The organism is Micromonospora sp. URMC 103 (assembly GCF_051386435.1).
Classification (GTDB): domain Bacteria; phylum Actinomycetota; class Actinomycetes; order Mycobacteriales; family Micromonosporaceae; genus Micromonospora.
Genome location: NZ_JBPQTR010000003.1, coordinates 458,333 through 477,868 on the forward strand (window position 1 = coordinate 458,333; position 19,536 = coordinate 477,868).

16 protein-coding genes are annotated in these 19,536 nt (G+C 71.1%); 10 read left to right on the forward strand and 6 right to left on the reverse strand.

From position 1 onward, the window contains the following. Positions 1 to 21: 21 nt before the first annotated feature. A complete protein-coding gene (locus tag ACSNOA_RS02565; RefSeq protein ID WP_436655801.1) occupies positions 22 to 1,626 on the reverse strand; it encodes a protein kinase family protein in 1,605 nt (534 codons plus the stop codon). Between the two features lie 433 nt (positions 1,627 to 2,059). Further along, on the reverse strand, positions 2,060 to 3,802 hold the full coding sequence (gene murJ, locus ACSNOA_RS02570; protein WP_436655803.1) for a murein biosynthesis integral membrane protein MurJ: 1,743 nt from the start codon (positions 3,800 to 3,802) through the stop codon (positions 2,060 to 2,062). A 124-nt stretch (positions 3,803 to 3,926) separates the two neighbouring features. Here murJ and ACSNOA_RS02575 point away from each other — a divergent pair, with 124 nt between their 5' ends. The 3 genes from ACSNOA_RS02575 to ACSNOA_RS02585 all read left to right on the forward strand — a co-directional run bounded on the left by ACSNOA_RS02575 (position 3,927) and on the right by ACSNOA_RS02585 (position 6,549). Continuing rightward, positions 3,927 to 5,387, forward strand: coding sequence for a CCA tRNA nucleotidyltransferase (locus ACSNOA_RS02575; protein WP_436655805.1), 1,461 nt, complete (start codon positions 3,927 to 3,929; stop codon positions 5,385 to 5,387). Positions 5,388 to 5,586: 199 nt separating this feature from the next. After that, positions 5,587 to 5,991 (forward strand): hypothetical protein, encoded by a 405-nt coding sequence (locus ACSNOA_RS02580; protein WP_436655807.1) that lies wholly within the window; start codon positions 5,587 to 5,589, stop codon positions 5,989 to 5,991. A 78-nt stretch (positions 5,992 to 6,069) separates the two neighbouring features. Beyond that, complete coding sequence (locus ACSNOA_RS02585) at positions 6,070 to 6,549, forward strand: methylated-DNA--[protein]-cysteine S-methyltransferase (RefSeq protein ID WP_436655809.1); 480 nt, start codon at positions 6,070 to 6,072, stop codon at positions 6,547 to 6,549. 84 nt (positions 6,550 to 6,633) lie between these two features. On the opposite strand, the gene ACSNOA_RS02590 is transcribed toward ACSNOA_RS02585, so the two are convergent. Continuing rightward, positions 6,634 to 7,713, reverse strand: coding sequence for an inositol-3-phosphate synthase (locus tag ACSNOA_RS02590; protein ID WP_436655811.1), 1,080 nt, complete (start codon positions 7,711 to 7,713; stop codon positions 6,634 to 6,636). A 23-nt stretch (positions 7,714 to 7,736) separates the two neighbouring features. Beyond that, on the reverse strand, positions 7,737 to 8,375 hold the full coding sequence (locus ACSNOA_RS02595; protein ID WP_436655813.1) for a PadR family transcriptional regulator: 639 nt from the start codon (positions 8,373 to 8,375) through the stop codon (positions 7,737 to 7,739). Positions 8,376 to 8,548: 173 nt separating this feature from the next. On the opposite strand from ACSNOA_RS02595, the gene ACSNOA_RS02600 reads away from it, so the two are divergent. From ACSNOA_RS02600 to ACSNOA_RS02610, 3 genes are all read left to right on the forward strand, one after another. Beyond that, entirely contained in the window at positions 8,549 to 9,007 is a 459-nt protein-coding gene (locus tag ACSNOA_RS02600) for a DUF5318 domain-containing protein (protein ID WP_436655815.1), read from the forward strand. Between the two features lie 197 nt (positions 9,008 to 9,204). Beyond that, positions 9,205 to 12,042, forward strand: a complete 2,838-nt coding sequence (locus tag ACSNOA_RS02605; protein WP_436655817.1) for a transglycosylase domain-containing protein — start codon at positions 9,205 to 9,207, stop codon at positions 12,040 to 12,042. Between the two features lie 119 nt (positions 12,043 to 12,161). Then, complete coding sequence (locus ACSNOA_RS02610) at positions 12,162 to 13,661, forward strand: glycosyltransferase family 87 protein (protein ID WP_436655819.1); 1,500 nt, start codon at positions 12,162 to 12,164, stop codon at positions 13,659 to 13,661. On the opposite strand, the gene ACSNOA_RS02615 is transcribed toward ACSNOA_RS02610, so the two are convergent. Both ACSNOA_RS02615 and ACSNOA_RS02620 read right to left on the reverse strand, forming a co-directional pair. Beyond that, positions 13,644 to 16,157, reverse strand: a complete 2,514-nt coding sequence (locus ACSNOA_RS02615) for a hypothetical protein (RefSeq protein WP_436655821.1) — start codon at positions 16,155 to 16,157, stop codon at positions 13,644 to 13,646. The two genes, ACSNOA_RS02610 and ACSNOA_RS02615, sit on opposite strands and share 18 nt — an antisense overlap. After that, positions 16,154 to 16,945, reverse strand: coding sequence for a deoxyribonuclease IV (locus ACSNOA_RS02620; protein ID WP_436655823.1), 792 nt, complete (start codon positions 16,943 to 16,945; stop codon positions 16,154 to 16,156). The genes ACSNOA_RS02615 and ACSNOA_RS02620 overlap by 4 nt, the downstream gene beginning before the upstream one ends. Positions 16,946 to 17,533: 588 nt before the next feature. Between ACSNOA_RS02620 and rpsF the strand changes: the two genes are divergently transcribed. The 4 genes from rpsF to rplI all read left to right on the forward strand — a co-directional run bounded on the left by rpsF (position 17,534) and on the right by rplI (position 19,172). Further along, entirely contained in the window at positions 17,534 to 17,824 is a 291-nt protein-coding gene (rpsF, locus tag ACSNOA_RS02625; RefSeq protein ID WP_358181028.1) for a 30S ribosomal protein S6, read from the forward strand. 78 nt (positions 17,825 to 17,902) lie between these two features. Then, positions 17,903 to 18,430 (forward strand): single-stranded DNA-binding protein, encoded by a 528-nt coding sequence (locus tag ACSNOA_RS02630; protein WP_436655826.1) that lies wholly within the window; start codon positions 17,903 to 17,905, stop codon positions 18,428 to 18,430. Positions 18,431 to 18,471: 41 nt separating this feature from the next. Further along, positions 18,472 to 18,711, forward strand: a complete 240-nt coding sequence (gene rpsR / locus ACSNOA_RS02635; RefSeq protein ID WP_013289355.1) for a 30S ribosomal protein S18 — start codon at positions 18,472 to 18,474, stop codon at positions 18,709 to 18,711. 14 nt (positions 18,712 to 18,725) lie between these two features. Further along, complete coding sequence (rplI, locus tag ACSNOA_RS02640; RefSeq protein ID WP_436655829.1) at positions 18,726 to 19,172, forward strand: 50S ribosomal protein L9; 447 nt, start codon at positions 18,726 to 18,728, stop codon at positions 19,170 to 19,172. Positions 19,173 to 19,536 lie beyond the last annotated feature (364 nt).

The following is a 19,536-nucleotide window of genomic DNA, read 5'->3' on the forward strand; positions in this document are numbered from 1 at the left end:
GCCCGGAACGCGGCGGCCGGATCACGACCCCTGGACCGTGATCTCCTGGACGCCGAGCTTGTAGCCGTCGTCGCTCTTGGGCAGCTCCGTGATCCACAAGAGCAGGTAGCGGTACTTCTGCTCCGCGTTGAAGCCGGGAAAGGTCATGGTGGTGCCGTCGTGTTCCTCGAACGCCGGCCCGACCGGCCGCTTCTGGTAATCCGCGACGAGCTGGGCGTCCCCGCTGGCGGAGGACGGGTACGCCCTGGTGCCGGAGAAGATCTGAGCGGAAGCCCCCTGGGCGGAGAGGACGACCTGCACCGACTTCACATTGTGCTCGGCGCCGAGGTCGATCCAGATCCCCATGCCCTTCTTGATGTTGCCGAAGTTGGCGGACCGCCGGTAGGTCTGCGTCTCCCAGCCCTCGTCCTCGTCACCGTCGAACACCTTGTTGGCGTTCTTGACCTCGGTCCGGTCGCCTTCCGGGTCGATGATCTGCGCCTTGCTGATCTTGATCGGGCCCACCGCGGCGGCGGGCTCCGCGGCGCCGCCGGCCGGCGCGCTCGACGTGGGCGCCGCGACCGGGTTGGCCTGCGGGTTCTCGTCGTCACCGCCATTGAACACGCTGATGCCGATCAGGAGCCCGACCAGGGCGACCGCGAGGAGGCCGGCGATGCCGACGGCGACCTTGCGGCCTCCGGCGGCGGCCAGGGGCGAGGGCTCCTCGCCGGTCTCGGCGGCGAAACGCAGCGGCCCCGTGTTGTCGAGGAACTCGTCGGACGGAACGTCGAGGCGGGCCAGCTCGGCGGCCAGGACGTCCGACGACGGCGGGGCGATCTCCGCGTCGAGCAGGTCCATCGTGAGGTCGTCCAGATAGGCCGGAACGCCGGCGCGGACCTGCCGGGGCGCCGCGAGGACGCCGTTCGCGTCCCGGACCGCGTCGGGGATGGCGGCGCGGCCGTGCCCGGCGGTGGCGCCGCGCAGCGGGGCCTCGGTGTGCGGCCAGTGGCCCGTCAGGGCGAAGTAGAGGATCCCACCGACCGCCCGGATGTCGCTCTCCTGGCTGTCGTCGCCGTCGGTGCGGGCGTCGGCCAGCACCACCCGGCCGTCGTCGGAGATCATGACGGTGCCGGGGTGCACGTTGCCGTGCACCATGCCGGTGGCGTGCACCGAGGCGAGGGCGCTGGCCACGGCGGCGCCGATGGCGGTGGCGCGGGCCGGGTCCAGCGGGTCGTCGGTGACGAGCTCGCGGAGCGACTGCCCGTCGACCCACTCACGCACCACGTACGCGCGCTCACCCTCGTCGATCGCGTCGTAGACGCCGACCAGGTTGGGGTGGATGACCCGGCTCGCCGCCACGGCGGCCTGGAGCATCTCGGTGGCGGAGTCGCCCCCCGGGTAGCGCAGCACGACCGCGACGGGACGGCGCAGCACGACGTCGACACCGCGCCAGACCAGCCGACCGGCGCTGTCGTTGTTGATGTGCTCGACCAACTCGTAACGCTCGGCCAGGATCTCACCGGCCGTGGGAGCACCGAAGGTCATGACCGGCGGAGCGCTCTCGTCCGCGTCCTGACCCTCGCCGACCTGGGTCACCCGTCCTCCCTCGGTGATCGTGTCGATCGATGGACCCGCGCTGCTGGGCATGTGGCTTCCCGCTCTGCCTTCGAAGGAACCGGCCGACCCGGTCTCGGCGCGAGCGCCGTCGCCTGCCGTACCCGTCGAGTGCGACCTTACCCGGGTTGCCCGCCTCCCCGACATGTCATCTTCCCGCCGTACCCTCCGGGGTGCCGGGGGTTGGGCGTCTCGTCCGGTTACGACCGTTGTCAGCCACGATGCTGGCACATGTACTAGCCAATCTACGGGTTCACCGCAAGAGGCCAGCGGAGGGGCCCGGGCCGGTGTGGCGGCTGACGCCACGCGGCCGGGGTTCCCTCCGTACGGTCGTCCAGGCTCAGCCGTACGGCTGGTTATCCACAGGCCGAACCGGTACCTGACCGGTGAATCGCGGAGTTATCCACAGGCGCATCCCCAGGCTGGTGATCCACCGTCACGGACCGTACCGGCGGGTAGGGACGCGTCAGCGGCCCAGCCGGCGGCGGACCATGCCCACCACCTCGGTGATCTCGCTGATCCGCAGGGCCATGGCGAGCGCCAGGTAGGCCACGCCGATCGCGCCACCACCGATGACCAGTTGGAGAGCGGCCTGGCCCCAGCTCAGGTGTGCCGAGTCGCCCGGAAGCAGGGTGACCACGAGGAGGCCGACGAGGGCGGCGCCGAGCGCCGCGACGAGGACCCGGCCCATGGTGCGCATGATCCCGCCGATCCCGATGCGACCGACCCTCGGCCGCAGCAGGATCGCGGAAATCACGGCCGCCGCCACGTAGGAGATCGCGTTGCCGAGCATCATGCCGGCCGCCGCGAAGGTGGCCGAGAACGCGACGTAGAGGCCGACCTGGAGCAGCACCCGCAGCGCCACCACCGGGATGTTCACCAGCGCCGGGGTGCGGGTGTCCGGAAGGGCGTAGAAGGCGAACGTGAAGAGCTGGCTGATCGCGAACGGCACCAGCGCGAGCGCGGCGACCAGCAGCACCGTCGAGGTGGCCACCGCGTTGTCGCCGGTGAACGCGCCGTACCGGAAGACCACCACCGCGATCGGCGCGGCCAGCACCGCGTAGCAGACCGCGATCGGCGCGAGCACCGCCGTGACCATCCGGGTGCCGCGGGACAGGTCGGCGGTCACGTCGTGGAACCGGCCGTCGGCCGCGGCCGCGCTCATCCGCGGCATCAGCGCGGTGATGATCGACACGGCGATGATGCCGTGCGCCATGTACAGCAGCAGGAAGACGTTGTTGTAGATCAGCAGGCCGGCGCTGTCCTCACCGGCCGCCCGGGTGAGCAGGTTGACGATCACGAACAGGCCGAGCTGGTTGACGGCCACGTAGCAGAACATCCACCCGCCGAGCTTGGCCAGCTCCCGCAGCCCCAGCTCGCGGAAGTCGAACCGCAGCTTCCACCGGAAACCCACCTTGCGCAGCGCCGGCAGCAGGCCGGCGGACTGCACCGCCACACCGAGCAGGGTGCCGCCGCCGACGAGCAGGATCTGGCCCCAGCTCATCTGGTCCGGACGGATGGCCTCCGCGCCGTAGACCAGGATGTAGAGGCCGAACGAGCCGATCACCACGAGGTTGTTGAGGATCGGCGCCCACATCGGCGCGGCGAAGTGCCCCCGGGTGTTCAGCACCGCGGCGATCAACGCGCTCACCCCGGTGAAGAACAGCATGGGCAGCATCAGGTACGACAGGTCGGTGACCAGGCTCGTGTACGCCTCGTCCTTGCCGCTCGCGTAGAGCGTGGTCAGCTTCGAGGCAAGCAACACCGCGATCAGCGCCGCGGCGGCCAGCGCGATCACCGCGAGGGTGAGCAGCCGCTGGGCGTACGCCTCGCCCCGGTCCGGGTCGGCCTTCCGGCGCCGCACGAGTACCGGGATCAGCACGCTGGTCAGCACGCCGCCGAGGAGGAACTCGTACACCTGGTTCGGGAGGAACTGCGCGGTGGTGTAGACGTTGCCGACGAGGTTGCCCAGCGCGGCGCCGATCATCAGGTTCCGGATGAACCCGGTGCCTCGGCTCACGAGGCTGCCGACCGCCATCACGGCGCTGTTCGCCGCGGCGCTCGTCTCCGCCACGACCTCCTGCGGGGGCGCCACCGCCTCCGCGCCCGGCTGGTTGAGCGGCTCGGCGGAGATGAAGGTGGCGCCGTCCGGCGGCGGCATGGCACCGTCCGGCATGGCGTTCGCGCTGCGGTAGAGCCCGCCGCTCATGTTCCAGCCTCCCCGGTGCCCCGTGCGGGCGCCCGCCCGCACGTCACAGACCTTAGTCAACGCGGGCCCGATACCCGCGCCCGGCGGCGGAGATCCCGACCCGGCCCGATAGGCTGGCGATCCCATGTCCGAAGCCTCCGCACCGCACGCCGCCGACCGCCGGGACCTCACCGCCGCGCAGCGCAACGCCGTCGCCGAACTCCTCCGGGTCTCCCCGGTCGCCGACGAGCTGGGCCGCCGGTTCGCCCGGGCCGGCCACGAGCTGCACCTGGTGGGCGGATCGGTACGGGACGCCCTGCTCGGCCGGCTCGGTGAGGACCTGGACTTCTGCACCGACGCGCACCCGGATCAGACCCTGCAGATCATCAAGGGCTGGGCGGAGGCGGTCTGGGAGACGGGTCGGGAGTTCGGCACCATCGGCGCGCAGCACGGCGGGTTGCGGCTGGAGATCACCACGTTCCGCGCCGAGTCGTACGACCAGGTGAGCCGCAACCCGGTGGTGGAGTACGGCACGAGCCTCACCGAGGACCTGAAGCGGCGGGACTTCACGATCAACGCGATGGCGGTGAGCCTGCCCGAGCACCGCTTCACCGACCCGCACGGTGGGCTCGACGACCTCGCGGCCAAGGTGATCCGTACGCCCGCCGCGCCCCAGGAGTCGTTCCGGGACGACCCGCTGCGGATGCTCCGCGCCGCCCGGTTCGCCGCCCAGCTGCGCTTCGCGGTGCACCCCGACGTACGCGCCGCCATGACCGCCATGGCCGCGGACCTGGACCGGATCACCGCCGAGCGGATCCGGGACGAGTTCACCAAGCTGCTCTGCGGCGCCGACCCGATCACCGGGCTCCGGCTGCTGGTCGACACCGGGCTTGCCGAGCGTTTCCTGCCGGAGCTGACCGGGCTCAAGCTGGAGATCGACGAGCACGCCCAGCACAAGGACGTCTACGAGCACACCCTCACCGTGGTCGCCAACGCCATCGGTTTCGAGGAGGACGGCTGCGACTTCGTCCTGCGGATGGCCGCGCTGATGCACGACGTCGGCAAGCCGGGCACCAAGGCGGTCGGGCCCGACGGTCGGGTGAGCTTCCACCACCACGAGGTGGTCGGCGCCCGGCTCACCAAGGCCCGGATGAAGGCGCTGCGTTACCCGAAGGACGTCACCGGCAAGGTCACCGCGCTGGTCGCGCTGCACCTGCGTTTCTACGGCTACGGCCGGGGCGAGTGGACCGACTCCGCGGTGCGCCGGTACGTGACGGACGCCGGTGACCTGCTGTCCCGGCTGCACAAGTTGACCCGGTCGGACTGCACGACCCGCAACCGCCGCAAGGCGGCCCAGCTCGCCGCGGACTACGACGCGCTGGAGGAGCGCATCGCTCGGATCGCGGCCGAGGAGGACCTGGCGCGCGTCCGCCCCGACCTCGACGGCAACGCGATCATGGAGCTGCTCGGCGTACCGCCCGGCCCGGTCGTGGGCCGGGCCTGGAAGTACCTGAAGGACCTGCGGCTGGAGCGTGGCCCGCTGGACCGCGACGCCGCCGAGGCGGAGCTGCTCCGCTGGGCCCGTGACGAGGGCGTTCTCGACTGAACGGTCTCGGCGAAAGGTTCGTCGCCGACGTCGCCTGACCGGCCCGCGCATTCCGGCGCCCGCCGGCACCTCCCTCCTGCGAGGGGTGCCGGCGGGCGCCGCTCTTCGGCCCTCGGGGAACGGGAACCGCCACAATCTTGCTGTTGACAAGATGCTTTCCAGGGGTCAATCTTGACACCGACAAGACGGAGGTGTCCCCATGTCCTCGGCAACCCTCACCATCGCCGGCATCCTGCTCATCACCGTGGTCACCGTCGCGTACGGCGGTCTCACCCTGCTCACCCATCTCGCCCGCCGTAAGGCCGGCTACCTCGACAACCCCGTACGCCGCGGGCTGTGGACCGCGGGCCACGCGCACGCCGGCGTGCTCGTGCTCTTCGCGCTCGTCGTGCTGCCGTACGTCGACCAGGCGCACGCGTCGGACGGCACGCGCAGCCTCATCCGCGGGCTGTTCCTGGCGGCGCCGATCCTGATGCCGCTCGGCTTCTTCCTCTCGGTGGTGCGACCGCAGGACACGCGGCCGAACAAGCTCATCTGGCTCACGGTGGCCGGCGGAGCCTCCCTGATCGTCGGTTCGCTGCTGCTCGGCATCAACCTGCTCTGACGAGCCGGCACTCGAGCGGCGAGGACGCGGCGCGGCGCCGGCGCGCCGGAGTGTCGCCCGGGCGCGGACAATGGGCGGATGCGCTGGACCGTGCTCGACTCGCCGATCGGTGAGTTCTCCGTGGCGACCGACGGCACGAGCGTCTGCGGGACCCACTTCGGCCGCGTCGCGACGGCTCTCGACGAGCCGGACGACGACCTGGCCCGTCGGGCCGTCGCCGAGCTGCGGGCATACTTCGCCGGCGAGCTGACCGGCTTCACCCTCCCGCTCACGATCCCGCGGGGCTCGGAGTTTGAGCGGGCGGTGTGGCGCGAGATGGTCGGGATCCCGTACGGGGAGACGCTCACCTACGGTGAGGTTGCGCGTCGCCTGGGCGACCTGGGGGCGGCGCGGGCGGTCGGGGTGGCCTGTAACCGGAACCCCGTCCCGGTGATCGTGCCGTGCCACCGCATCGTCGGCGCCGGGGGCAAGCTGGTCGGCTTCGGCGGAGGGCTCGACCGCAAGGTCCACCTGCTGGAGCTGGAGGCGCGGGTCGCCCTGCAGACCGCCTGGTCCTGAAGCGGGTCGGCGGCGGGCACCCGGGCACGTCGAAGGGCCGGGTCCAGAACGGACCCGGCCCTTCGACGATGCGGCGTCAGCGCGTCAGCGCTCGACCTCGCCCTTGATGAAGGACTCGACCGCGGCGTGCGCGTCGTGGTCGGCGTACTGCACCGGCGGGGACTTCATGAAGTACGACGAGGCCGACAGGATCGGGCCGCCGATCTTCCGGTCCAGGGCGATCTTCGCGGCCCGGACCGCGTCGATGATGACGCCGGCCGAGTTCGGGGAGTCCCACACCTCGAGCTTGAGCTCGGCGTTGAGCGGGGCGTCGCCGAACGAGCGGCCCTCGAGACGGATGTACGCCCACTTGCGGTCGTCCAGCCACGGCACGTGGTCTGACGGGCCGATGTGCACGTCGCTCTTCTGCATCTCGTGCGGGATCTGGGACGTCACCGACTGCGTCTTCGAGATCTTCTTCGAGACCAGGCGGTTGCGCTCCAGCATGTTCATGAAGTCCATGTTGCCGCCGAAGTTGAGCTGGTACGTGCGCAGCAGCTCGACGCCCCGGTCCTCGAACAGCTTCGCGAGGGCCCGGTGCACGATGGTGGCGCCGACCTGGCTCTTGATGTCGTCGCCGACGATCGGCAGGCCCGCGTCCTCGAACTTCTTCGCCCACTCGGGGTCGGAGGCGATGAAGACCGGCAGAGCGTTCACGAACGCGCAGCCGGCGTCGATCGCGGCCTGGGCGTAGAACTTGTCGGCCTGCTCGGAGCCCACGGGCAGGTAGGAGACGACCACGTCGACCTGCGCGTCGCGCAGCGCCTGCGCCACGTCGACCGGCTCGGCGTCCGACTCCTCGATGATCTCCCGGTAGTACTGGCCGAGACCGTCGAAGGTCGGGCCGCGCTGCACGGTGACGCCGGTCGGCGGCACGTCGCAGAGCTTGATGGTGTTGTTCTCGCTGGCGACGATCGCCTCCGCGAGGTCCATGCCCACCTTCTTGGCGTCGACGTCGAACGCCGCGACGAACTGCACGTCGGAGACGTGGTAGTCGCCGAAGGTGACGTGCATGAGACCCGGGACGCGATCGTTCGGGTCGGCGTTCCGGTAGTACTCGACGCCCTGCACGAGGGACGAGGCGCAGTTACCCACACCGACGATGGCGACGCGGACGGAGCCCATAGCGTCTGCCTCCTTCTTCTTCATCACGGCCGCTCTGTCCTGGACTCTCCAGGCGGGGGCGGGCTGGTGTCTTCTCGTCGGCCGCCGGCCGTCCCGGGTTGCGGGACCGTCGGGGCTCTGCCGGAGCGCTCGTTGGCGATGAGCTCCTCCAGCCAGCGGACCTCGCGCTCACAGGCATCGAGGCCGTGGCGCTGCAGTTCCAGGGTGTAAGCGTCGAGGCGCTCGGCCGCCCGGGCCAGCACGTCGCGTAGCCCTTCGCGACGTTCCTCGATCTTGCGGCGGCGACCCTCCAGAATGCGCAGTCGGGTCGCCTGGTCGGTCCGGGCGAAGAACGCGAAGTGCACACCGAAGCCCGTGTCGTCGTACGTCTCGGGCCCCGCCTGTGCGATGAGCTGGGCGAAGCGTTCCTTGCCCTCCGCGGTGATTTTGTAGACCACCCGACCGCGTCGGCTGGTCAGCGCGGGAACCTCCTCGGCGGTGGCGGGTGTCTCGGCAGCTTCGGTGATGCAGCCCGCCGCCTGCAGCCGGCGCAGGGTCGGGTACAGCGAGCCGTAGCTGATCGCGGCCCGGATGGCGCCGAGCTTGGCAGCCAACTCCTTGCGCAGCTCGTAGCCGTGCATCGGAGACTCCTGCAGCAGGCCGAGGATGGCGAGCTCGAGCACGGGCCACCCTCTCTTACCCTCTGCGCGGAGCGGTAACCGCCGCGATGTATCGGACCGATACATCGCACGTTAGCGTCTCGCCCCGATCAGGGCAAACCCCGAATGCGGGATGCCCCGGCTACGGATCGTCACCACGGTCGCCTCGTCCGGCCGGACCGCGTACCCTTCTCCGCATGCGTACGCAGCGCCAGGTCGTCGACTACTCGCTCCGGAAGCGAGCGGTGCTGCGTGAGCTCCTGGCCGGCCGGGTCGGCACCTACGACGTCTGCGACGCCTCGCCGTACCTGAAGAACGCTGCTCGGTTCCACGGTGAGCCGACCGACGAGCGTTGCCCGATCTGCCGGAGCGAGAACCTGATCCACGTCCACTACATTTACGGAGACGAACTCAAGCAGTCCGCCGGCCAGGCGCGGACGCTGGCGGAGTTGCCCGTGCTGGCGATGACGCTACGTGAGTTCCAGGTCTTCGTGGTGGAGGTGTGCCTCGGTTGTGACTGGAACCATCTCGTCGAGCAGTACCTGCTCGGCCGGGACGGGCTGGCCGGCGGCACCGAGGGCGGGCCGGAGCAGGGCGCGGGCGGCGACGCCGCGACCCCCGGATCGGCGCACCGAAGGCGAGAGGCGCAACGGTGACCCCAGCCCGATCGATCGGCCACGGCGCCGCGCAGGACCGCCGGGACGAACGACCGGTGATTGGCCCGATAGGCCCGATTGATTCGGAGAAGGCTTCGCGCATCCGGCACAATCGTGCCGCGGTGACGCGTGAAACAGCTCACGGCAACCCGGTGGTGGCGCAGCGGCGCCCCACCGCGACCGGCAGGGTGTGAGGAATGAACTCGTACGGCGATCCCAGTTCGCGTGGGCGGGCCCAGATCCCGAACCCGAGCGGTGACCCCGGACGGGGGGCGGACGACGCGTACCGCCGGCCCGGTGGTGACGCGCACGGGAACGGCTGGTCCGCTTCGGAGGGCTCGGCCTCAGCCGGACGCGCCTCGGTGTCGCCCCGGGGCGCCGCCCCGGGCGGCCGGGCCTCGGTGCCGCCGCCGACCGGAGCCTCCGGTTCGGCGTCGGTTGGTCGCGCCGGCGCCGGCCGCGCGTCGGTGCCCGTGTCCCCGGCGCCCGGTGGCGCGACCGGGCGCGCGGGCGCGGGTCGGGCCTCCGTACCGGTCTCCCCGGCGGGCCCGGCCGGACGCGCCTCCGTCGGCGCGGCCTCGGCGGGCCGGGCCAGCGTCGGCGCGGCGTCGGTGGGCGGCCGCGCCACGGTGGCCCGCGCGAGTGTGTCCCCGGGCTCGGGCGGCCCGGGTGGCCCCGGCGGTCCGACCGGGCCGCGCCGGACAGCCCGCGGCGCGGGCGACCCGGGTGCGGCGGCACGGGCCAAGAAGCGCAAGCGGATCAACATCCTGATCGCCGGTTTCGCCGTCTTCATCATGCTGGCCGGTCTCGGCGTCGTCGGCTTCACCTACTACTCGACCAACGTGGTGCTGCCCGAGGAGATCACGCCGCCGCAGGCGACGACCCTCTACGCGATGGACAACAAGACGATCATCGCGAAGGTGGGCCAGGAGAACCGCACGCTGGTGACCATCGACAAGATCCCGCAGTTCGTGCAGGACGCGGTGGCCGCCGCCGAGGACCGGAACTTCTACCGCCACTCCGGTGTGGACTACAAGGGCATCGTCCGTGCCGCGTGGAACAACTTCACCGGCGGTGACAAGCAGGGCGCCTCGACGATCACGCAGCAGTACGCGCGCAACGCGTACGACAACCTGAAGGACGACACCTACGCCCGGAAGGTCAAGGAGGCGATCTTCGCCTCCAAGCTGAACGACGAGTACACCAAGCCGCAGATCATGCAGCACTACCTCAACGTGATCTACTTCGGCCGGGGCGCGTACGGCATCCAGGCCGCGGCGCAGACGTACTTCGGCAAGGACATCGACAAGGTCAGCCCCGCCGAGGGCGCCGTGCTGGCGGCCCTCATCAAGCAGCCGGAGCCGAGCGAGACCCACCGGGGTTACGACCCGGCCATCAACATGCCCGACGCCAAGAGCCGGTGGGACTACGTCATCGGCGGCATGGTCGAGGAGGGGTGGCTGAACGCCCCCGGCAAGCCCCCGGCGCCGACCGAGTACCCCAGCAAGACGCTGAAGCCCCCGAAGAAGGGCGGCATCGGCGTCGACTACGGCGTGAACACGCCGTACGGCAACGTCATCAACTACGTCCGCCAGGAGATGCAGGAGAAGGGCATCTGCGTCGAGAACGAGGCGGAGGTGACCGAGGAGAAGCCGCTCTGCTCGCAGGCGCTGATGTCCGGCGGCTACCGGATCCGCACGACCATCGACGTCAAGACCCAGAAGGCGGCCGTCGAGACCGCCCAGCGCAAGAGCAAGGGCTCGGAGCTCGACGGCGAGCCCTCGAACCTCATGGCCGCGGTGGTGGCGGTCGACCCGGCGAACGGTCGCGTGCGCGCCTACTACGGCGGTGACACCGGCGTCGGCACCGACTACGCCGGCAAGAACGTCGACTCCAACGGAAACGTGAGCGGCGGCCACTCCCCGGGTTCGAGCTTCAAGATCTACACGCTGGCGGCGGCGCTCGAGGCCGGTAAGGCCCTCGAGTCGCGGTGGAAGGGCACCGGGTTCACCCCGAAGGACACCAAGTTCCACGTGAGCAACGCCGGCGACGACCACCCCGACTGCGGCGACTCCTGCACGCTGCGGGTCTCCACCCTGAAGTCGCTGAACGTGCCGTTCTACCACGTGACCGAGGAGATCGGCCCGGACAAGGTGATCGACATGGCCAAGAAGGCCGGCGTCACCACGATCTGGCGGACCGACACCAACCCGCAGAAGCCGTACGACCTCACGAAGACCGACCCGAAGGACATCGCTCCGTCGCCGTTCTTCCACGTGGTCGGCTACGGCCAGTACCCCATCACGGTGCTGGACCACGCCAACGGTGTCGCCACCTTCGCCAACGGCGGCGTCTACAACAAGGCGCACTTCCTCTACTCCGTCGAGAAGCAGGACGTGAGTACGGGCAAGTGGAAGAAGATCGCCAGTGAGACGCTCAAGCCGCAGCGCCGGATCAACAAGGACGTGGTGGCCGACGTGACCTCCGTCCTGGAGGACTACCCGGCCCAGGTCCACCACGAGCTGGCGGACGGCCGGAAGGCAGCCTCCAAGACCGGTACCTGGGAGCAGAAGGAGGACAGCCCGGAGAACGGCGACGCCTGGATGATCGGCTACACGCCCCAGCTCGCCACCGCCGTCTGGGTCGGCAACGTGAAGGAGCGGAAGCCGCTGCGGCTCAAGGACGGCACGAAGATCAGCGGCGGTAACCTGCCCGGCGCCATCTGGGAACGGTTCATGGACGCGGCGCTCAAGGGGGCGGAGAAGCTCGACTTCCCGCCCGCCGCCAACATCGGCGACAAGGACGCCGGCAACGGCAACCCGCCCCCGGCGCCGCCCGCGCCGCCGGGCTGCCCCAACCCGTTCAACCCGTTGTGTGCGAACACGCCGACCGACCCGAACAACCCCAACGTCCCGACCGACCCGAACGGCCCGGGTGGCGGTGACGGCCGCGGGCCGCTGTTCCCCGGAGGCAACGGTGGCAACGGCGGTAGGGGTGGCGGGTTGCTGCCCAGCACACCACCCGACAGGTACTGACGCGACCATCGACGCCGCCGGCAGCCGGACCATCCGGCCGCCGGCGGCGTCGTCTCGTGTGTGACATCCCGCGCCCGTGCCGGGACGCCGACCGGGGACGTACGGCAGGATGCCTCTTCATGAGCACCCAGTCGACGCCCGACACCGACGACGCCGGCACCAGCGACCACCCGTCCCGCTCCGACGGGTTCGTCCGCGGCGTGTCGGGGCTGATCGGCGGCCCGCTGGGCGACCACGCCGTGGCACTGGACCGGCCGGCCGGCCGGGAGCGCCGGTTCTGGACGGCGGCCCGGATCGTCCTGGCGCTCGCCTGCCTGACGCTGGCCCTGCACTGGGTGCAGAAGTCCCCCTGCCAGGACGGCGCGTGGCAGAACAACGTGCAGTACACCCGCTTCTGCTACACCGACGTGCTCGCCCTCTACTACGCCGAGGGCCTCAACGAGGGCAAGGTGCCCTACCGCGACCACCCGGTCGAGTACCCGGTGCTGACCGGGTACTTCATGGGTGCCCTGGGCCTGCCCGTGCACGCGCTCGGCAGCGACGACCCGAGCATCAACCAGGGCCAGTGGTTCTACAACCTCAACGCCCTGGTGCTCGGCGCCCTCGCGGTGGCCACGGTCGCCGTCATCCTGGCGCTGCGCCGCCGACGACCCTGGGACGCCGCGCTCTTCGCGCTGGCACCGGCGCTGCTGCTCACCGCCACCGTCAACTGGGACCTGCTGGCAGTCGGGTTGGCGGCGTTCGGCCTGCTGGCCTGGGCGAAGCGGCGGCCCGTGGTGGCCGGCGTGCTGCTCGGGCTGGCCGGCGCGGCGAAACTCTGGCCGCTGTTCCTGCTCGGCCCACTGCTGGTGCTCGCGCTGCGCGCGAACCGGCTGCGGGCCGCGCTCACCGCCACCGGCGCGGCGGTCGTGGCGGCGATCGTCGTGAACCTGCCCGCCGCCGTGCCGTACCGGGAGAACTGGGACCGCTTCTTCGAGCTGAGCGACGAGCGTGACATCGACTGGGGAACGCTCTGGTACATCGGCCGCTACCTCGACGGCAAGGTGGGCAACGCCGGGCAACTCGGCCCGTTCGAGTGGCTGAACGCCAACACCCCCACGCTCAACGTGCTCACGTACGCCCTCTTCGCGCTGGCGTGCCTCGGCGTGGCCGCGCTGGCCCTGCTGGCGCCGCGGCGACCCCGGCTGGCCCAGCTCGCGTTCCTGGTGGTCGCCGCCTTCCTGATCTTCAGCAAGGTGTGGTCCCAGCAGTTCGTGCTCTGGCTCCTGCCGCTGGCCGTGCTGGCCCGCCCCCGCTGGGGCGCCTTCCTCGCCTGGCAGGTGGCCGAGGTGTGCTACTTCGCGGCCTTCTACGGCGAACTGCTCGGCGTGGCCACCGGGCGGCCGGTCTTCCCCGAAGGGGTGTTCGTGCTCGCCGCCACGCTCCGGCTGGTCACGGTGGCAGTGCTTTGCGGGCTGGTGGTGCGCGACGTCCTGCGTCCCCGACGCGACCCCGTCCGGGCCACCTACCCCGACGACCCGGACGGCGGCGTGCTCGACGGCGCCCCCGACGCGCCGTGGCTCGACCGGTGGCGACGGGGGCCGGCGCTCCCGGCCGAGCCGCTAACGGCCGCCGGCTGACCCCGGCCCGCCGGTCGCCTGGGTCGGCAGGCCGGTCGGCAGGCCGCTCGGGAGGTTGGTCGGGAAGCCACTGGGCAGGTTCGTCGGGAGACCGCTCGGCAGGTTCGTTGGCAGGCCGCTGGGCAGGTTCGTCGGCAGGCCGGGCTGGCCCGACGGGGTCGGCTGCGGCTGGGGAGCGGGCGACTGCTCGCCGGGCCAGAGCCGGTAGACCACGGCGTCGCCCATCTCCTCGCGGGTGATGCCGAGGGAGTCCACCGGCTGGTCGACCGTCATCTCCCACGGCGTACCGGCGAGCTGGTCGCGCAGCAGCACCACGTTGCGCACCCCGAGGACGCGCAGGTAGTCGACGCTCGTCTGGTCGGGGAACGTCTGGGTAAGCCGGCGGACCTGGTCCAGCTGCCGGGGCGTGAAGCCGCTGCCGCCGTTGACCACGTCCTGGAAGTGCGTCGTCGACCAGAGCATGACGTGCTGGTCGAGGCTCTGGTTGCTGGGCAGGACCAGCATCGGGCCGTCCACCAGGCGCATGGCGGCCGGTTGCGGCGGGGCCACCGGGTGCGGAGTGACGTTCAATCCTTCCGCCGTCACGAGCAGCAACGGCAGCAGCGTGGCCAGGCGCAGCCACGGGCCGGGCCAGGACGGGATCCGCTGGGCGGCGAGCTCGCGCACACGGTCGGTCAGGGCGGTCACCGCGCCCGCAGCCAGGAGGCCGAGCAGCAACGTGGCCCACAGCATCAGCCGGCCCGGCGTACGCAGGCCGTTCCAGCCGGGCAGGTGCTCGAAGAGCGGGATGTACGTCCACGTGCCGCCGAAGAACCGCGTGCCCATGGCCAACGCCATCGTCCCCAGCACACCGGCGAGCAGCAGCAGCCGGTGCCGCAGCTTCCACACCGAGAAGAACAGGCCCCCGGCGGCCAGGGCGTAGAGCACGAAGCCGGGCAGCAGCGTCATCTCCGGGTGCCACGGCAGGGCGGCCCGGGCCCCCTCGTGCAGCCCGCCCCACACCCGCGATTCGGCGGGCGCCGTGACGAAACCCGACGCGGGCGGCGAGAACAGCGCGATGTCACCGACCGTGCGCTCGGCGTACGGGTGCAGCTCGGTGACCTTGAAGTAGGGGATCGCCATCAGCAGGCCCACGCCGGCGAAGAGCAGACCGCCCACCAGGTCCGCGACGACGAGCCGCCGGCCGAAGGGCCGCCGTACGGTCCAGAACCAGGTCCTGCGGACGTACCAGGTGACGACGGCGACGACCACCGTGGCGCCGAGGAAGTACGCGAAGGGCAGGCCGATGCCGAAACCGAGGCTGAGCTGCCAGGCCGCCACGAGCCAGCCGGCGTAGACCCAGCCGTCGTGCCGGCGCTCGGGGCGGTAGCCGTGCCGCAGCGACCAGCCGTGACCGCGCGCCAGCATGGCGAGGGCCAGCGGGATACCCCCGTTGGAGAGCACGTGCAGGTGCCCGGCCTGAGCCAGCAGCCACGGCGCGTACGCGTAGCTCACCCCGGCCACGGCGGCGCCCATCCGGCCCGAGCCGAGCTGCCGTGCCAGCGCGTACGCCCCGAACGTGGCGAGCGCGTGCGCCAGCACGAACATGATGTTGTAGCGGAGGATGGCGGCCTCCGGTCCCGTGCCGAGCATGCCGGCCGGCGCGTAGCCGAGGAGGGTGTCGGAGAAGGCGAAGCTCCACACCTCGGGATAGAACGTGTTGGACTGCCAGAGCTGGGCCGGGTTGTTCAACAGCACATGCCCGGACCAGGCCATCTGCCAGGCCTGCAGGCTCGGGTCCCAGACGTCCTGCGGCAGGGTGTAGAGCGGGTAGCGCAACGTCGGCCAGGTCATGAGCACGGCGAGGGCCAGCGAACCGAGCGCGGCGAGCGTCCACTCGTGGATCAGGAAGCGGCCGACGGCCCGGGCCACCCGGCGGGGACGGGTCAGCACCGGCTCGGGCGCGGGGGCGAAGGCCGCCCACGGGTCCGGCTTCGGTGTGGTCTCGACGGTCGTGCCGTCGGTCTTCGTGGCGGCGTCGCCGGCCGCCGTCCCGGCCGTGTCCGTGGCCGTCGTGTCGGCCTTTCCGGCGGCTGTGTCCTTCTCCAGCGCGGTGGCGGTCTCGTCCCGTGGGCTCCCGGCCTTGTCGCTGTCGGTACCGCCGGCGCTGCCCTCGTCGGCCCCGCCGGCCGCGCTGGCCCCGTCGCCGGTGCCGGTCTCTCCGGCGGTGTTGGTCTTCTCGGCGGTGCTGGTCTTTTCGGTCGTGCCGATCTTCTCGGTCGTGCTGGCCTTTTCGGCCGTGCTGCTCTTCCCGATGGTGCCCGTCGCGCCCGGTGCGACCGTCTTCTCTGCCGTGCCGGTCGCGCCCGGTGCGACCGTCTTTCCGGCCGGGCCGGCGCTGGGCGCTGGCCGTACCGCTGCGTCCGTGGCGCCGCCGGGGGTGGCGCGCGGCGCGTCGCCGGCCGCCTTCGTGTCGCCGGCGGTCGCGTCGCCGGTCTCGGACTGCCCGGTCGTCATGCCGCCGTGCGCCCCGCGTCGAGCTGCTCGCGGAGGAACGCGATGTCGGCCGCCTGGCCGCTCGCCCCGCCGGGGGTCTCGACGACGACCGGCGCGTCCGCGGCCCGGATGACCGCGACCACCAGGTCGGGGTCGATCGTGCCGCCGCCGAGGTTGTCGTGCCGGTCCTGGCCGGAGCCGAAAGCGCCCTTGGAGTTGTTGGCGTGCACCAGGTCGATCCGCCCGGTGATGGCCTTGACCCGGTCGACCAGCCCGAGCAGCTCCTCGCCACCGGCGTGCGCGTGGCACGTGTCGAGGCAGAAGCCCACCTCGAACTCGCCCACGGCGTCCCACAGCCGGGCCAGCGCGTCCAGCCGGCGGGCGCAGGCGTTCTCGCCACCCGCCGTGTTCTCGATCAGCACCGGGACGCCGAAGCCGCCGGAGTCGGCCGCGTAGGCGAAGGTCTTGCGCCAGTTGTCGAAGCCGACCGCCAGGTCGTCGCCGGCGTTGACGTGCCCGCCGTGGACGATCAGACCCTTCGCTCCCACGTCGGCGGCCGCCGTGGCGTGCCCGAGCAGCAGCTTGCGGCTGGGAATGCGGATCCGGTTGTTGAGCGTCGCCACGTTGATGACGTACGGCGCGTGCACGTAGATGTCGACCTCGGCGGCGCGCAGCCCTTCCGCGTCCTCCCGTGGCTTCGGGGCCTTCCACCCCTGCGGGTCGGAGAGGAAGAACTGCACGGCGTCGGCGGCTCGGGCGGCCGCCTCCGCGAGCGGGTCGGTCGAATCGACGTGGGCTCCGATACGCATGCAGGCGAGCCTACGTCGAGCCCCCGACGCACGGAACGACGGCGGGACGAGTCGGCGCCGGTGAGCGCGTCACCCGACGAACCGACGCTCGTTGATGAGGTGGGAGGGAAGGTCATCGACCGACCGTCCACGAAGCGGGTTCCCCCGTCGTGTGGCCCGACGCGACGGGGGACGGCCCGGTGAGGCGGAGGGATCGCAAGATTCCTGGAAATTTAGACCATTTCCCCCTACAGGTGACGAGACCCGTTGTATCGTCAGGTAACAACACGATAAAGCTCCGCGGGGCGTCTTCGGTCCAACCTCATCGGTGTGGTCGTTCCTCCCCAGGTCCCACCCAAGGAATGCGGACGGGACGCCCCGCGGCCCCGTCGACGGGGGTCCGGTGCCGGCTTGGTGGCTGGCACGGGCCCCCGTCGCCGTGCCCCACGGTGCCGCCCCGGGCACCCCGGGCATGATCGTCCGGACCGGGTATCCTGGTCCGGTTGTCCGCGCCCGGACGGGTCCCCCCGCTTCCGGAGCGGTCCACGACGCACGACCTCCTGCCACGGAAGGACCGTGGCCGCTTAGCCCACAGGAGGTGAGCACGTCTTGCGTCATTACGAGATCATGGTGATCCTCGACCCCAGCCTCGAGGAGCGCACCGTCGCCCCGTCGCTCGACACGTACCTGAACGTGATCCGGACCGCGGGTGGCTCGGTGGAGAAGACCGACGTGTGGGGCCGCCGGCGCCTCGCGTACGAGATCGACAAGAAGGCCGAGGGCATCTACGCCGTCATCGACCTGCAGGCGACGCCTGCGGCGGTGGCCGAGCTGGACCGTCAGCTGCGGCTCAACGAGTCCGTGCTGCGCACCAAGGTCATCCGGCCGGAGATGCGCTAAGCATCCACCCCGGCTCGCCCGGATCAACCTCATCGACCCTGTCGTAGGGCTCTGGGAGCCTGTACGACGAGACGATGAGTGCGCGAGGAGATGGTCATGGCAGGAGACACCACCATCACGGTCATCGGCAACCTGACCGATGACCCCGAGTTGCGGTTCACCCCCTCCGGGGCGGCGGTCGCCAAGTTCCGGGTCGCCTCGACGCCCCGATTCATGGACAAGGCGTCCGGCGAGTGGAAGGACGGCGAGCCGTTGTTCCTCTCGTGCACCGTCTGGCGGCAGGCCGCCGAGCACGTCGCCGAGTCGCTCCAGCGGGGCGCTCGCGTGATCGTGTCGGGCCGGCTGCGGCAGCGGTCCTACGAGACCCGTGAGGGCGAGAAGCGCACCGTCATCGAGCTCGAGGTCGACGAGATCGGCCCGTCGCTGCGCTACGCCACGGCGAAGGTGCAGAAGATGTCCCGCTCCGGCGGCGGTGGCGGCGGCTTCGGTGGCGGTGGTGGCCAGGGCGGCGGAGGTAACTTCGACGACCCGTGGGCCTCGGCCGCGCCCGCACCCGCGCGCTCCGGTTCGGGCGGCGGAAACTTCGACGAGGAGCCCCCGTTCTAATGGCGCCGAGCGCCCGCGATCGCAAACCAGGAGCAAGAGCAATGGCCAAGGCTGCGGCACTTCGCAAGCCGAAGAAGAAGGTGAACCCGCTCGACAAGGACGGGATCACCTACATCGATTACAAGGACACCGCGCTGCTGCGCAAGTTCATCTCCGACCGCGGCAAGATCCGCGCTCGGCGGGTGACCGGCGTGACCTCGCAGCAGCAGCGGCAGATCGCCCGTGCGGTCAAGAACGCCCGTGAGATGGCGCTCCTGCCGTACACGGCCACCACCCGCTGAGAGGAGGCGCCGAAATGAAGATCATCCTGACCCAGGAGGTTTCCGGCCTCGGTGCCCCTGGCGACGTCGTCGAGGTGAAGGACGGCTACGGCCGTAACTACCTGCTGCCGCAGGGCTTCGCGATCGCCTGGACCAAGGGCGCGGAGAAGCAGGTCACCCTGATCAAGCGGGCCCGCTCGGCCCGCGAGATCCGCGACCTCGGCCACGCCAACGAGGTGAAGGGCCAGCTCGAGGGCCTGAAGGTGAGCCTGAAGGCCCGCGCCGGCGACGGTGGGCGGCTCTTCGGCTCGGTCACCCCTGCCGAGATCGTCGACGCCGTCCGTGCCGCCGGTGGTCCGGCGCTCGACCGGCGCCGGCTGGAGATGCCCGGTCACATCAAGTCGACCGGCGCATACCCGGTGAAGATCAAGCTTCACCCCGAGGTGACGGCCTCGTTCAACCTGAACGTCGTCGCGTCCTGATCCTCTGAGCACCACGCGGAGGGCCCGCACCGAGCGATCGGTGCGGGCCCTCCGTCGTCGAAGGACGCCGCGCGCCAGGCGAGCGGTCGGGCCAGCCTGGACAGGCGGCGGATCATGCGAGGGCTCTGCCGCGAGCCGGCGCGGCGGATCACATCGGCCGTGCCACCCGGCTTCCGCGCATCGGGCGCGCCTCGGCGGCTGGTGATCGACACCGTCTCGCCGATGTGGCGGCTTCTTCCTGCCCAGAATGCCGCCATATCGCCGAGATGGTGTCGATCAAGGCCGCACACCGCGTCGATCAAGGCTGCACACCCTGTCGATCAAGGCCGCAGACGGTGCCGGTCGAGGCCGGCACACGGTGCCG

Bases quoted from the DNA above. Each gene is read 5' to 3' on its own strand.
- ACSNOA_RS02565 (WP_436655801.1), bottom strand. From the start codon at position 1,626: ATGCCCAGCAGCGCGGGTCCATCGATCGACACGATCACCGAGGGAGGA.
- murJ (WP_436655803.1), bottom strand. From the start codon at position 3,802: ATGAGCGGCGGGCTCTACCGCAGCGCGAACGCCATGCCGGACGGTGCC.
- ACSNOA_RS02575 (WP_436655805.1), top strand. From the start codon at position 3,927: ATGTCCGAAGCCTCCGCACCGCACGCCGCCGACCGCCGGGACCTCACC.
- ACSNOA_RS02580 (WP_436655807.1), top strand. From the start codon at position 5,587: ATGTCCTCGGCAACCCTCACCATCGCCGGCATCCTGCTCATCACCGTG.
- ACSNOA_RS02585 (WP_436655809.1), top strand. From the start codon at position 6,070: ATGCGCTGGACCGTGCTCGACTCGCCGATCGGTGAGTTCTCCGTGGCG.
- ACSNOA_RS02590 (WP_436655811.1), bottom strand. From the start codon at position 7,713: ATGGGCTCCGTCCGCGTCGCCATCGTCGGTGTGGGTAACTGCGCCTCG.
- ACSNOA_RS02600 (WP_436655815.1), top strand. From the start codon at position 8,549: ATGCGTACGCAGCGCCAGGTCGTCGACTACTCGCTCCGGAAGCGAGCG.
- ACSNOA_RS02605 (WP_436655817.1), top strand. From the start codon at position 9,205: ATGAACTCGTACGGCGATCCCAGTTCGCGTGGGCGGGCCCAGATCCCG.
- ACSNOA_RS02610 (WP_436655819.1), top strand. From the start codon at position 12,162: ATGAGCACCCAGTCGACGCCCGACACCGACGACGCCGGCACCAGCGAC.
- ACSNOA_RS02615 (WP_436655821.1), bottom strand. From the start codon at position 16,157: ATGACGACCGGGCAGTCCGAGACCGGCGACGCGACCGCCGGCGACACG.
- ACSNOA_RS02620 (WP_436655823.1), bottom strand. From the start codon at position 16,945: ATGCGTATCGGAGCCCACGTCGATTCGACCGACCCGCTCGCGGAGGCG.
- rpsR (WP_013289355.1), top strand. From the start codon at position 18,472: ATGGCCAAGGCTGCGGCACTTCGCAAGCCGAAGAAGAAGGTGAACCCG.
- rplI (WP_436655829.1), top strand. From the start codon at position 18,726: ATGAAGATCATCCTGACCCAGGAGGTTTCCGGCCTCGGTGCCCCTGGC.